Source organism: Halopseudomonas pelagia, assembly GCF_009497895.1.
GTDB classification, from domain to species: Bacteria; Pseudomonadota; Gammaproteobacteria; order Pseudomonadales; family Pseudomonadaceae; genus Halopseudomonas; species Halopseudomonas pelagia_A.
Genome location: NZ_CP033116.1, coordinates 2,454,500 through 2,468,232 on the forward strand (window position 1 = coordinate 2,454,500; position 13,733 = coordinate 2,468,232).

Annotated in this window: 13 protein-coding genes; 8 read left to right on the forward strand and 5 right to left on the reverse strand. The window is 58.0% G+C overall.

Annotated features, from left to right (window positions below; genetic code table 11):
• Entirely contained in the window at positions 1–243 is a 243-nt protein-coding gene (locus EAO82_RS11565; protein WP_096345856.1) for a DUF3820 family protein, read from the reverse strand.
• Between the two features lie 86 nt (positions 244–329).
• On the opposite strand from EAO82_RS11565, the gene EAO82_RS11570 reads away from it, so the two are divergent.
• The gene (locus tag EAO82_RS11570) at positions 330–701 is read left to right on the forward strand and encodes a glutathione S-transferase N-terminal domain-containing protein (protein ID WP_096345857.1); all 372 of its coding nucleotides are present in this window, start codon (positions 330–332) and stop codon (positions 699–701) included.
• Between the two features lie 21 nt (positions 702–722).
• Entirely contained in the window at positions 723–1,310 is a 588-nt protein-coding gene (locus tag EAO82_RS11575; RefSeq protein ID WP_096345858.1) for a TetR/AcrR family transcriptional regulator, read from the forward strand.
• An 8-nt stretch (positions 1,311–1,318) separates the two neighbouring features.
• On the opposite strand, the gene queD is transcribed toward EAO82_RS11575, so the two are convergent.
• A complete protein-coding gene (gene queD, locus EAO82_RS11580; RefSeq protein WP_096345859.1) occupies positions 1,319–1,675 on the reverse strand; it encodes a 6-carboxytetrahydropterin synthase QueD in 357 nt (118 codons plus the stop codon).
• Between the two features lie 106 nt (positions 1,676–1,781).
• Positions 1,782–2,183 carry an NINE protein gene (locus EAO82_RS11585; protein ID WP_096345860.1) on the reverse strand — a complete coding sequence of 134 codons (402 nt, stop codon included), beginning with the start codon at positions 2,181–2,183 and terminating at the stop codon, positions 1,782–1,784.
• Between the two features lie 80 nt (positions 2,184–2,263).
• Here EAO82_RS11585 and EAO82_RS11590 point away from each other — a divergent pair, with 80 nt between their 5' ends.
• From EAO82_RS11590 to EAO82_RS11610, 5 genes are all read left to right on the forward strand, one after another.
• Positions 2,264–3,622 (forward strand): YcjX family protein, encoded by a 1,359-nt coding sequence (locus EAO82_RS11590; protein ID WP_096345861.1) that lies wholly within the window; start codon positions 2,264–2,266, stop codon positions 3,620–3,622.
• Positions 3,619–4,653: a TIGR01620 family protein gene (locus EAO82_RS11595; RefSeq protein WP_096345862.1), complete on the forward strand. Its 1,035-nt coding sequence runs from the start codon at positions 3,619–3,621 to the stop codon at positions 4,651–4,653. Before EAO82_RS11590 ends, EAO82_RS11595 begins: the two co-directional genes overlap by 4 nt.
• On the forward strand, positions 4,640–5,344 hold the full coding sequence (locus EAO82_RS11600; RefSeq protein WP_096345863.1) for a hypothetical protein: 705 nt from the start codon (positions 4,640–4,642) through the stop codon (positions 5,342–5,344). Before EAO82_RS11595 ends, EAO82_RS11600 begins: the two co-directional genes overlap by 14 nt.
• 95 nt (positions 5,345–5,439) lie before the next feature.
• The gene (locus EAO82_RS11605) at positions 5,440–6,234 is read left to right on the forward strand and encodes an acyl-CoA thioesterase (protein ID WP_096345864.1); all 795 of its coding nucleotides are present in this window, start codon (positions 5,440–5,442) and stop codon (positions 6,232–6,234) included.
• Positions 6,235–6,270: 36 nt separating this feature from the next.
• Complete coding sequence (locus EAO82_RS11610; protein ID WP_143520284.1) at positions 6,271–9,393, forward strand: EAL domain-containing protein; 3,123 nt, start codon at positions 6,271–6,273, stop codon at positions 9,391–9,393.
• A 19-nt stretch (positions 9,394–9,412) separates the two neighbouring features.
• Here the strand turns inward: EAO82_RS11610 and cmoB are convergent, their stop codons facing one another.
• Both cmoB and cmoA read right to left on the reverse strand, forming a co-directional pair.
• Positions 9,413–10,387: a tRNA 5-methoxyuridine(34)/uridine 5-oxyacetic acid(34) synthase CmoB gene (cmoB, locus tag EAO82_RS11615; protein WP_096345866.1), complete on the reverse strand. Its 975-nt coding sequence runs from the start codon at positions 10,385–10,387 to the stop codon at positions 9,413–9,415.
• Positions 10,384–11,124, reverse strand: a complete 741-nt coding sequence (gene cmoA, locus EAO82_RS11620) for a carboxy-S-adenosyl-L-methionine synthase CmoA (protein WP_096345867.1) — start codon at positions 11,122–11,124, stop codon at positions 10,384–10,386. The genes cmoB and cmoA overlap by 4 nt, the downstream gene beginning before the upstream one ends.
• A 417-nt stretch (positions 11,125–11,541) precedes the next feature.
• Between cmoA and EAO82_RS11625 the strand changes: the two genes are divergently transcribed.
• A complete protein-coding gene (locus EAO82_RS11625) occupies positions 11,542–13,686 on the forward strand; it encodes a FimV family protein (RefSeq protein ID WP_174958854.1) in 2,145 nt (714 codons plus the stop codon).
• Positions 13,687–13,733 lie beyond the last annotated feature (47 nt).

Genomic DNA, 13,733 nt, shown 5'->3' on the forward strand with positions numbered 1-13,733 from the left:
TCAGCTCGGCGACCTTGAACGTCGCTGCGGCGGCGCTTTTCTCAACGGATCCAGTAGGTAGGAAAGCCCGTTATGATCGATTTCCTGCATAAGCGCGAGTAAGCGACCTATCTCCCCGCGCGGAAATCCCTCACGGGCAAACCAGTTAAGGTAATGTCCGGGCAAGTCGGCGATGACTCGGCCCTGGTATTTGCCATAGGGCATTTGACGCTCGAGCAACAGCGGTAGATCTTCTGGGTTCATCGCAGGTTCCGGGTGTCCAGGGTCGTTGCATGCTATCGTCGCGTTCAGCAACTGACCGCGTTGCTATACACACAACAGGATAAGTCATGATTGTTAAAGCACTTCGTAATGGATTGGGAAATATTATCATTTTTGTCGATTTTCTGACTCGTCCGGCCAAGATGAAGCGTTCGGCCGAGGACCAGGCGGAAGTAGAGCGGGCAGCGGCTGCCTTGAGTCTGTACCAATTTCGTGCCTGTCCTTTTTGTATCAAGACTCGGCGTACGCTGCACAAACTCAACCTGCCGGTAACGCTGCGCGATGCCAAGAATAATCAGCAGGACCGTCAGACGCTACTGGAGCAAGGTGGCAAGATTCAAGTGCCGTGCCTGCGAATAGACGAGGCGGGTGGCACTACCTGGCTATATGACTCCAAAGCCATTGATGATTATCTCCAAGAGCGATTCGCAGCGGCTTGATCCGCAGCAGCAGGAGCTGGAATGGGCGCCCCCTCAAGACATCGCAGTAATATTCTGAATGCCGCCGTTACGCTATTCCGCCGCCGCGGATATGCGGCCACAGGGCTTGCTGATATTTTGCAGCACAGTGGTGCGCCCAAAGGTTCGCTGTATCACTACTTCCCCCAGGGAAAGGAGCAGCTGGGCGAGGAGGCGGCACTGCTGGCAGGGGCCGTTGTCTCGCAAACCTTGCGAAAACTGGGCGAGGAACATTGCTCGGCGGCTGACGTGATGCGTGCTTATGGCAAGCTGCTCGCCGGTTGGTTGGAAGCTTCTGCTTTTGAAGATGGCTGCCCGCTGGCCACTACCTTGCTGGAAACCACTCCGCAATCCACTCGAATGGCCGCGGCCGGGCAACAGGCATTTAACCAATGGACCGCTGAAATCAGGCATTTGCTCGAACACCAGGGCGCCGATGCCGAAACCGCCAGGCGGCTCGCGCAACTGGCCATTGCGACCATCGAAGGCGCATTAATTCAGGCACGGGTCGAATCCAGCGCCAGGCCGGTGCTGGAATCCACCGAAGAAATTGCCTTCTTAATGGAAGCGCGGCTGGCCAGGATTGGCTAAGTGTTCGTTCAGTCGCCGCGGTACACGCAGCCACTGGTGCAAGTCTCGCGGATGGTGATCTGACTGAGTTCGGGCAACAGCGGTTTAAGTTCACGCCATATCCACTTGGCCAGAACCTCGCTGGTCGGGTTTTCCAGGCCGGGAATGTCATTCAGGTAGTTATGATCAAGCTGGTCATACAGCGGCTTGAAAATCGCCTTGAGTTCGGAAAAATCACGAATCCAACCGGTATGCGCATCCGGTTCGCCGCTGATATGCACTGCCACCATGAAAGAATGCCCGTGCAGGCGCCCGCACTTGTGGCCCTGCGGTACATGCGGCAGCAAGTGCGCTGCCTCGAAGGTAAATTCCTTGAATATTTCCACGATGACTACCTGGCTAGGTGACTAAGCCCAGGCTGCTGAACCTGAGCTTATTGAAGGGGCGCAAGTTTATCTGAATCTGTAAACCAGCGCAGTCTTCAACTGGCCTTCACCATTCACGCTGCATGTTGCGGGTGGAGATCTGCTCGTTCAGTGTCCAGTAGTCGTAGAGCACGCCCAACAGAAACAGTCCGCCGGTAAAGAAGTAGGTGATCGCAGTGATCCATTTGCCCATATACAGGCGATGCGCGCCGAAGATGCCAAGAAAGGTCAATAGCACCCAGCTAAGATTGAAATTGACCGGGCCGCTGCGAAAGCGCCGGTCAGCCTGCGCATCCATCGAGGGGATCAGAAACAGGTCAACAATCCAGCCGATAAAGAACAGCCCCAGGGTGAAGAACCAGATGGTGCCGGTAATGGGTTTGCCGTAATAGAAACGATGTGCCCCCATGAAACCGAAGATCCAGAGTAGATAACCGATGCCTTTGCTGTGTGTGTCTGAATAGGCCATGTGGCCAACCTCTATTGATTGAGTGGACTATGCGATACTGCCAAAGAGCATAGACCTTAAATGATTCCCGGAGTGCCTGCATGGTTGCAGTAAAAAATGTGAACTGGTTCAAACAGGTGCAGCAGCAAGCGGCACGCTTGAGTGGCCAGACAATCCGCGTGGGCGTGACCGGATTGAGTGGTGCTGGCAAGACCACCTTCATAACCAGCTTGATCAATCAGCTGGAGAATCACCAGCGTGGTTTGCTGTCCCGTCGTCGCCCGTTTGATCGTTTGCTGTCAGTGCGATGGCAGCGTGAACAGGTGGAACAGCCGTTTGCCTATCTGCAGGCGCTGGGAGCGCTGTCGGGCCAGCCGCCGCAATGGCCGTTATCGACTTCTGATCTGTCGCGGGTCGTTATTGACCTGCAGTTTCGCCCGGAGGGCCTGTTGAAAAGCTTGCAGGGCCAACGCCACGTGCGTCTGGAGTTGCTCGATTACCCCGGGGAGTGGTTGTTGGATCTACCGCTGCTGGGCATGACTTTCGGGCAGTGGAATGAGCAGATGCGCGCGTTGCTGGATGCTGAGCCGCGTGTCAGCCTGGCTGGCGATTTGCGTGAACGACTACTGGCCATCGATCCGGCCGCGCCCTGTGATCAGACGCTGCTGGAACAACTGACCCGCGAGTGGACGGATTTTCTGTTGCGCTGCCGCAGTGAGGCAGGCTTGTCACGCAATCAACCTGGGCGTTTCATGTTGCCTGGTAGCGGTATTGCGCCGCAGATGTTGATGTTTGTACCTCTGCTAAGCGCCAATCAGCATAGCCAGGGGGGCGCTGGCAGTTGGTGGGCGCAATGCCGCGAGCGGTTCGACTATTATCGCGACTTCGTGGTGAAAGGCTTTTATGAGCAGCATTTCAGTCGGCTGGATCGGCAGATTTTGCTGGTCGATATGCTTGCGCCCATGCAAGCGGGACAGGCCGCTCTGCGTGACCTGCAACTGGCGTTGGAGGGAGTGCTCGGTAGCTTCCGCTACGGCCAGAACACCCTGTTCCAGCGTCTGTTCAAACCGCGCATCGCTCATATGGCGGTATGTGCCACCAAGGTCGACCAGGTTGCACCGAATCAGCAACGAGCGCTGCAGCAGTGTCTCGAGGACCTGGTCACCGACAGCCTGTCTGAAGTACGCCACGGTGGCGTACAGGTCCAGGGTTTTCCGCTGGCCGCAGTGCGCGCTGCCGAGCAGGATGGCGAAACCATGATTGGCGGTCTGGTCGGTCAGACGGCGTTTATCCGCTATCAGCCAGCCAGTATTCCCGAGCACCTGCCCCTGGATCTGCAGCTGAAGGGGCCCTCCTTACTGCAGTTGCGACCGCCGGCCGGGCTGCATCGAAACGAGCCTTTTCCGCATTACCGGATGGATGATCTGGTCAATTGGATCCTTGAGGGGGCGCAACCATGACCTACAAACCTACCAGTGACCAGCCCCGCATTCTGGAAACCTGGGAGCCGGCACCGGCGCAGCCGGCTGACGGAGTGAAGGTCCTCGGTGAGTCGGCTGAGCAGCTCAGGCCACGGGCGACGGCAACCGAGGTGCCCTTGCCAGGCACACTCAATGCGCCGCCCGTCAGCCCTTGGCCGGCGCGTATGGGCAAGCTTTTGCTGGCCGTGGTCGTTGGCGGTGCAGCGCTGGAGTGGGGCCGCTGGACCCTGGACGCCTGGGCCTGGAATCCTGTGGCAGGCGGGGTAATCGGTGCGCTGGGGTTAGGGCTGGCCGGAACCGGCCTGCTCAGTTGGCGCGCACTGCGGCAGCAACGGCAACGCCTGACAACACTCGAGCAACTGCGTAAAGAAATGCGCGTTGCACTGGCAGACCCTTCCGAACGTCTAGCGCTGGATTGGCTGGAGCGCTTGCAAGCCTTGTATCGTGATACACCCCTGGCCCCGCGCATGGTGGAGGTATGTTCTGGATTGGATCAGTCGCACAGCGCCCAGGAGGTAAGCCGGCGACTGAATCAGCAGTTCTATCAACCGTTGGATATACAGGCCCGGCTGATGATCCGCAACGAATCAGTCAGCACCGGAATGTTGGTGGCTACCAGCCCCTGGGTGTCGATAGACCTGTTGTTGGTGGTCTGGCGCAATATCCGCATGATGCAGCGCGTTGCCATCTGTTATGGACTGCCAATCGGACAGCTGGGCCGTTGGCGCTTGGCTCGGCATGTGCTGCGCAATATCGCCCTGGCGGGCGGCAGCGAAATGGCGATTGGCGCGCTCAGCGACAGCCTGCTCTCGGGCATGCTGGAGAAGCTTGCCGCGCGCATTGGCCAGGGCATTGGCATTGGGCTTTACAGCTCGAGACTGGGCCATTTTACCCTGGACCTGTGCCGCGCAGCGCCACTTGCCGACCAGAGCAGCCTGGCAGAAGACAACCGCGGGATCATCCAAGGCATTCGTACCCGTTTAGGACGTAAATCCGATGCCAGCTTATAAGAGCAGGGCACGCTGGCTGACCGAGCGCTGGCTGGCGGCCAGGCGTGATCAGTTGCTCGTGCATTGGCAAACGCTCAAGGGTCAACTGCTACCCATGCAGTGGCCACAGCGCTGCGAGCGCATGTTACAGCTTCCCGAAGGCAACCTGGGTGCATGGCAACCGCGCAGCGGCTCAAGCAGTGCGGAACTGCTGTTGTTGCTCGAGCGCACGCCACTGCTCCAACGGCGCTGGTTGGCGGCGTTATTGAGTGCGCCTTGCGCTGGCGCGCTGACGTTGGTGGAGGCGGTGGAACGTTTACAACTCGACTGGCGTTGCCAGCTTGATCCGCTGCATAGCCACCGCGAGTACGCTGCGCAGTTGGTCATACTGGCGCGGCAGTTGGGTTTGCCGGTGATTGCCGAATCTGCCTATCTGGAAAACGAACAGCAGATTCGCATCGCCATTGACGAGTTGCTGTTTGCCTCCTTGCCAATGCGTTTGCGCGCAGTGCTTGCCGGCGAGCATCCGCCAGGCAATGGTAGTTACCTGGGCTGGTGGCATGACCGGTTGTTGGCCAGAGCCGGAGTGCAGGGGTATGGCCTCGAAGGACTCGGCGCCGACGACTGGCCGGAGATGCCGCCGTCCTGGCTGGCGCTTGGCTGGCTGTCCAGCTTACGGCTGGACGCCGACGGCGGCTTCAAGCCGAAATAGGGGTTCATTCTGCAAGACTATGTTGCGTCATCAGCCCTTTGCCACGCGGTGCTGATGACCTACCATGCGTTTTCGCGAATTACAGGACTCCTTTCATGACCTTTGCTGAACTGCTTGCTGCACTAGCCGACTCACCGCAACAGGAAGTCACCATTCCCACTGGCTGGGCTCAGGGCCGTGCCGGCTACGGCGGTTTGATTGCCGCGCTAGTGTATCAAGGCATGCGCGCCAAGGTACCGGGCGACAGACCGGTCAGATCGCTGGCGATTACCTTTGTCGGCCCGGTCGCACCGGGTGAAAGCATGCAGGTTGAAGCGCAGGTGCTGCGCGAGGGCAAAGCCGTCACGCAGATGCTTGGCATGGGCAAGCAGAATGGGCAGGTCATGTGCATCATTCAAGGCAGCTTTGGCGCTTCGCGGGAGTCTGTGGTGGCGGTCCCCAGCTTGCCCGCGCCCACTGCGAAGGCGCCGGCCGATTGCCTAGACATGCCTTATGTGGAAGGTCTGAATCCGGTGTTTATCAAACACTTTGCAGTACGTTGGGCGTTTGGCGACCTGCCGTTCACCAATAGCCGCAAGCGCGAGATGGGCGGCTGGATGCGCTTTCGCGAGGATGAGGGCAGCGTGCAAGCGGCGCATATCCTCGGTCTTGTGGATGTCTGGCCGCCTGCGTTGCTTCCACACCTGCAACAGCGTGTGCCGGCCAGCTCGCTGACCTGGACCATTGAGTTCATGCAACCACAACCGGAGATCGGCAATACCGAATGGTTGTTGTACCGAGCCGAAATCGAACACGCTCGTGATGGATATGGCCACGTGTCTGCCATGGTCTGGCGAGAAGATGGTACGCTGGTAGCTATAAGCCGTCAGACAGTCACCGTGTTTGGTTGAACAGCGACCAGCGCGGTGCAAGAGCGGAGCGTGCTGGTGATAAGAAAAAATGGTGTGATTGCCTTAATAGCTGGCCTGGCCAGCTTGCCAGTTCTTCAGTGGTTGCTGGGCCTGGTTTATCCGTCGTTAAATCTTACTGCAACCGCCACACGGTGGTTATTTGCTCTGATGCTGGTGCTCACCGGCGTTCTGCTATCTCAGTTATATCAATCGTGCAGGGTCATTCGTCAGCTCCGGCGCGATGCGCGTGCGGCACTGGAACGCAACATCCAGGTCATGGCCGAGGTCAGAGATGTGGTCTTTCGCGTCGATTTCGATGGCCGTTTGGTCTATGTCAACCGGGCTTGGCAGGACTTGACCGGAATGGATGCAGCGAGCGTCAGAGGTTATTCCATTCTTGAAGGTTTTCATGAGGGCGACCGTGGTCTGCTTAAAGACTATCTGCGTCTGGTTATCGAAGGCCATACCGCCCCGCTGCACGCGGATCTGCGCTTGCGTGATCTGGCCGGACGGTATCGGTGGAGTCGCCTGACAGCGCGCCCCTATCTCACGGTAGAAAGTGGTGCAGTGATTATCGGTACTTTGCAGGACATCCAGGCGCAGCAAGAACAAGCCATGATCCAGTTGGCGCGGCTCAACGTACTTGATGGACTATTAGGTAAAGCGGGGATTCGAGAAATGGCCAGCCAACTGGCCAAAGCCTGGGAGAATGTGCAACTGGGGCAGAGAGTCTCGGTTCTGTTGCTGGATCCGGACACGGGAACGTTGCAGACGCTGGCGGCGCCGAGTATGCCGGAACAATACAATCAGGCGCTCAATGGCACCATGCCGGCCGAAGGCGTGGGCTCTTGCGGTACCGCGATTGACCGCGGTGAGGCTGTTTATGTCAGCGATGTTCGTAATGATCCGCTATGGCAGGATTTTCAGGATCTCGCCGAGCTGGGTTCGGTGGTCTCCTGCTGGTCCACGCCGTTCAGCGATCAGGACGGCCAGGTCCTGGGCTCATTTGCCGTGTATGCCGATCAGGCCCGCTGTCCCGATGACCACGATCTGCAACTAATGAGCGAATTTACTCGATTGACCGCATTGATCGTGCAGAAATCACGCCTTGCCCAGGAGCGGGAGTTCACTGAAAAACGTTTTTCCGCGATTTTCGAGCATGCCGCTGTGGGAATATTGCTGGTATCACCGACCGGCCATTATATCAGCGCCAACCCCTGTTACCTGGAAGGCTCAGGATACAGCGAGGAACAGCTGCAGGGCATGACTCCGCGAGACCTGCTGGTTGCCGACGACATTCCGTTGGTGGAACGCGGCTTACGCGATCTTCGTTTTGGGCTTGTAGACGAGTTTGTGCTTGAAGCTCGCTACTACAAATACGATAGATCAGTTGTCTGGATCAATCTGACCACTACCCTGGTGCGCGATCCTGAGGGAGTGGCGCTGTACTACGTGTTTATCACTGAAGATATCTCCGAGCGCAAGGAACAGGAGCAGTCGCTCAAGGAGGCAGCTGCGCTGTTCGAAAGCAGCGGCGAGGGGATGATGGTCATGGACAGCAAGTTCCATATCCTCAGAGTCAATCCCGCCTTTACCCACATAACCGGTTTGAATGTTGAGGACATCCTCGGCCAGCGTCCGTCCGCCCACCGGGACGATATGGATTCTCGTACGCTAACTCATCACGTCGTGTCTGCTCTGGTACAAGAGGGGCGCTGGCAGGGTGAGGTACTGTTGGATCGGCCGGGTGAGCGCGATGTGCCCATCTGGGTGACCGCCACGGCAGTCAAGGATGGTGGTAACCAGATCAGCCGCTATATGGCGATGTTCAGTGATCTTAGCGGTTTGCAGCGTAGTCAGCAGCAGCTGCAACACATGGCGCATTTTGACAGTTTGACCGGATTGGCCAATCGCACCTTGGCGTTGCTCAAATTGGATCAAGGCATGCAGCGGGCGGCGGCCCAGAACATACCCTTGGCTGTGCTGTATATCGATCTGGACAGATTCAAGGCAATCAATGACAGTCTTGGCCATGCCATCGGCGATGAAGTGCTGCGCCAGGCCGGGCGGCGGCTCGCCCGCTGCTGTGCCGACGCGGACACCCTGGCGCGCCTGAGCGGTGATGAGTTTCTGCTTATATCACATGGGCGGCAGCCTGAATCTGTACGTGAGTTGGGAGAGCATATCTGCACCAGCATGCGCGCACCGGTGGTCCTCGAAGACGGTCGGGAAATTTACATTGGTGCCAGCGTAGGCTACGCCTGCTATCCGCTTGATGGCGACAGTTCCGCAGACCTGGTACGCAATGCCGATGCCGCTATGGATACCGCCAAGAGCATCGGTCGTGATCAGGTGTGCAGTTATTCACGGGCGATGACCGAGGAAGCAAGCCAGCGTTTTGAATTGGAACGTGGGTTGCGAAAGGCGTTGGAGAACAATGAATTCGAGCTGCATTACCAGCCTTTGATCCAGGTCCGTAGTCGCCGTGCCTATGGGGTGGAGGCGTTGCTGCGTTGGCGTCACCCGCAACATGGCTTGATAGCGCCGGACAAGTTCATCCCGCTTGCCGAGCAGAACGGTTTGATCGTGCAGATCGGCAGCTGGGTATTGCATGAAGCTTGCCGGCAGGCGCGGCAGTGGCAGGAGCAGGGGCTTGGGCTGGAAATGATCGCAGTGAACCTGTCTCCCCGTCAGTTTATCCAGCAGGATGTGGTTGCGCTGGTGCGCACCGTGCTGGAGGAGAGCGGTTTGCCCGCCAGCATGCTCGAACTGGAGATTACCGAAAGCGCATTGATGACCAATGCTCAGCAGGGTGAACAGACGCTCAGGCAGTTGAAAGACCTTGGGGTCACCCTGGCAATCGACGATTTCGGCACGGGTTATTCTTCACTGGCGTACCTGCGCCGCTTCCCGCTGGACAAGCTGAAGATCGACAAGAGTTTTCTCGCCGGGGTGCCGCAGAATACCGAGGACAATCAACTGGTCACGACCATTCTCGACATGGCCGCCAACATGCGCCTGCACGTGGTGGCCGAGGGCGTGGAAACAGAAGCGCAGTGGCGTTTTCTGCAGGGCCGTGGGTGCGGAGCCTGCCAGGGTTTTTTGTTTTCCCGTGCGTTGCCGCCGGCAGGGTTGCCGGACTGGCTGGCGCAGCAATAGCCTGGCCAGGTCAGGTTGTTCAGTTGCCCGGTTTTTTTGCGGTCAGCGTGGCGCGCAGGGGAGCCGGGTATCCCTCGCGGGTCAAGGCTGGATTCTCCGGGTCAAGAAATTCGGGTAACGACTGAAAACGCATCCATTCGGTACTGCGCTGTTCATCGGTGCTGGTCGGCGTGAGATCGATACATTTCACCTGCTGAAACCCGCTGCGGCGCAATAGCCGCTCGAGCATCGCCACAGAGGGTAAAAACCATACATTGCGCATCTGTGCATAGCGATCTTCGGGCAATAGACAGGCATTTTCATCGCCTTCGATTACCAGTGTTTCGATCACCAGTTCGCCACCGGGACGCAGGCAGGCTTTAAGCTGCAGGAGATGATCAACCGGTGAGCGGCGATGGTAAAGCACGCCCATCGAGAATACCGTATCGAAGCCGCCAGCGGGTTCAGGCAGCTCCTCCAGCGTAAAGGGCAATTGCCACACCGGTGCGCCAGGCAGGTAACGCTGCACGGCCATGAATTGGTGGTAGAACAGCAGATTGGGGTCAACGCCCAGCACCATGTGCGCCCCCGCCTGCCACATGCGCCACATGTAGTAGCCGTTGCCGCAACCTACATCCAGTACGCGTCTGCCGTTCAAATCCAGGTGCGGGGCAATACGCTCCCACTTCCAGTCGGAACGCCACTCACAATCAATCTGAGTGCCGAACAGCGTGAACGGGCCCTTGCGCCAGGGATGCAAGCCCTGCAGGCCAGCCAGCAGATCGGCCTGTTGCTCATCGCTCAATGCCTGAGGAGTCTCGATCAGCACGCCCTGACTCAGGTCCGCTACCGGATTCGCGACGCTTGGCAGTTGCTGCAGTGCCGCCTGCCAGCGTTCCAGGTCGCCATGGTTCATGTCGCTAAAGCGCTGTTCCAATGCATTGGGCAACACGGTAAGCCAGGGAGAAAGCGGAGTATCTGCCAGTTGCTGGTACAGGGGGGTGTAATCGATCACTTATGGGCCATTATCGAGCAGAAGTTGAGGGACTGAAACCAGCTGTGACTGTGGCTGAAGCCAGCTTGCTGCAACCGAGCCAGGTGCGTTTCCAGCGTATCAGGCAGCATGACCTTTTCAATGGCGCTGCGCTTCTGCGCTATTTCGAGCTCGCTGTAACCATTGGCGCGCTTGAACGCGTAGTGCATGTTCTCCAGGATTCGCTGGGTATTCGGGTCGTCGAAACGCAGTTTTTCCGAGAGTATCAGCACGCCGCCCGGCAGCAGCGCAGTATAAATGGCCTCAAGCAGCTCAAGACGTTTGTCAGGTGCTACAAATTGCAAGGTAAAGTTCAGCACCACCACGGAGCAGCTTTTCAGCGGCAGTTCGAGGATATCGGCCTGCATGACCTCCGCTGGCGTAAGCTCCTCGACCATGGCGTCCTGGGCTTGCAGATATTCCTGACAGCGCTCGGTCATCGCGGCAGAACTGTCCACAGCAACGATGCGGCAGTCTGGCACGCGCACATGCCGGCGCATTGCCTGGGTGGCCGCACCCAATGAGCTGCCCAGATCGTATATCAGGCTATGCGGTCTCGCATATTGACCGGCAATCAGTCCAATGCTCTCTATAATGGTCGGGTAACCCGGCACGGATCTTTTGATCATGTCAGGGAACACGCGCGCGACGTCAGCGTCGAATACGAAGTCACTGACTTGGGCGAGGGGGGCGGAAAACAGCTTGTCGACCTCGGTCATAAATACATGTCTGTCTACTGGTTAAAAGCGCATATTAACCCATGTTGAGCCGCTTGGCAGAAGAGCTCAGACACCGCTTGACTGCCGGCTGCTGGCGTGATGCCATAGTGGTATCATTTGTGCCGGTCATTCCAGGCCGAATAACGCAAAAGACTAGTAATGGATGGTGTGCTGCAGTCAAATTTGTGGCATAAAGCAATCAGTTTTGCTTATTGCAGGTTTTTTTGACGATTTGGCTCAATAGGCCGATTGGTTTAGGCTGTCGCGATGGCATAATGCGCCGGGTTTGGTTGGGTTGGTTTTAGTTGATGAGCACTCCCGTTCCCTGAAGGGAATGCGATGGAAAGCATCGTTGGTGATAAGCCGGTCAGGGTAACGCCCTTTGAGGTTTTCGCCCACAGAATAAGAGGAAAGGGTATGGCAGTGAAACGCCAAGTGATTGCGGGAGTCGCTACACTGGCTGCTCTGTATGTGGGCGTCAGTAACGCATTGGGATTAGGTGAATTGCGGCTTGATTCAGCGCTGAATCAGCCATTGAGTGCCAGTATTCAGTTGCAGGGTGGCGAGGGTCTGTCTCCGGAAGACATTCGCGTCTCCCTGGCTAATCAGGAAGCCTTTCAGAACGCTGGCATTGATCGGCCGTTCTTTCTGACAGACTTGCGCTTTGTTCCGGTAGTGGAAAACAACAGGTTGTTTATCCGAGTTGAATCCACCCGGCCGGTGCGTGAACCCTTTCTGAATTTCCTTGTAGAGCTGCGTCGACCAAATGGTCGGATGTTGCGCGAGTATACGTTGCTGCTGGACCCGCCGCTGTATGACCCGCAAGCGGGCGCGATAGCGAATGCAACTCCACCGGCGCCTGCCGCAGGCAGCCGACGCCCGATAGTAGCCGCTGCGCAGCCGCGAGATCAGGTGCAGTCGGCTGAGCCGCGCTCGGAAGGGCAGCAGTCTTCTGATCCGCAGTTTGCCCAGTCTGAACTGCCAGAAATTCAGCCTGCCTCCGGTGCCGATGAGTACACCACGGTGTCAGGCGACACACTCTGGGACATCGCTGCTGCGCAAAGACCTGATAGCAGTGTGGATATTCCCACCAGCATGCTGGCGATCCGCGCGCTGAACCCCGATGCCTTTGTGAATGGCAATATCAATCGCCTGCGCGCGAATCAGCGCCTGGTGTTGCCGACCCGCGAACAGCTTGTTACCTCGGGCGCACCCGTTTCAATCATGGAAGGCGTTGCCGTTGATGAGCCTGAATCCACTGTAGAGCCCACCCAGCAGCCAGTAGTGGAGGCTGCGCCGCAGCCGCAAGCACGCCCGGAAGAAGATCCTTCAGAGCTTGCTACGCCTGAGGTTGTCAGCGAAGCAGAGCCCGATGAAGGCATAGATGCGCGTCTGCGCATTGAAGAGTCCAGCGTTGAAACGGCGGAAGCTGATTCCGAGGTGCTGCTGGATCGCTTGCGTTCGCTTGAGGGGCGCTTCAACGTGCTGCTCAGTGAGCTGGATGCGCGCGACGCCCAGATCGCCAGTCTTCAGGCTGAGCTCGAGGTGCTGCGCCAGGCGCGTGATGCAGAGGTGGAAGGCGACAGCTCGCTGGCTGGGGTTACCGGTGCTGGCAGTCTCGGAAGCAGTGATGCGGATTCCGGTCCCGGTGCTGCTGATGGTAGCGACAATCCTGCACCCGGTTCGGTAGATGCGAACGTGTTGCCTGGCGAAGAGCCGGCTGAAGTTACGCCGAGCGGCTCATCCTGGGTTGCCTGGCTGACGCTGCCGCTGGTGCTGATAGCCTTCCTGCTAGGCCTGTTCCTGGCCCGTCGCCGTTCCCCGGATGCTGCTGAAGAAGAACGCCCGAACGTGGTGCAGCCGGAGAATCCCGCTGGCTTCTCCTCGAACATCACTACCGTCCCAGCCATGGTAGCGCGTCCCGTCAAGCAAGCGCCTAAGGCGCCTGTTGATCCGCTGGATGGGGTGGAGCTGTACATTACTTATGGCCGTTTCGCCGAGGCGCGCATCATGCTCGACAAGGCGATAGATGAAGAGCCTGAGCGCCTTGACCTGCGCTACAAGCAACTGCGCGTGCTGGCAGAACTGGGTGATGCGCCGGCTTTTGCAGAACAGGAAGAAGAGATCAAGGATCTGGGTGGCGATCCCGAGCGTGTTGAACAGGTCAAGGCTCGCTTCCCGCTGCTGTTTGACGACAACGGTGACATGGTGGAGCAAGTTGACCAGGTGGAGCCGCTGCTCGACGACGATCTCGAGATCAAGGACTCAGCCGAGTTTCAGTCAGGTATCCCGGACGAGCATGACGAGTCGAGCACCAGCCAGCTGAATCTGAACGACTTCACGCTGGATCCTGACTGGGATCTGATCGAAGGTCTGAGTCCTGAGCCCAGCCGCCTGAATGCCGAGCGTGACGCTGCCAAGGAAAAAGCGCGGAAGGAAGCCAAGGAAGATGACTTCGAGTCCAGCTTGCATGAACTGCCGGAAGTAGAAGAACTGGATCACGATCATGACGAGCATTTTGCTCCTGATGACGATGACCGGACCGGTGGCCGTAAGCGTTAAGGTTGTCGAGCTGTAATCAAAGGCGCCCCTAGGGGCGCCTTTTCAGT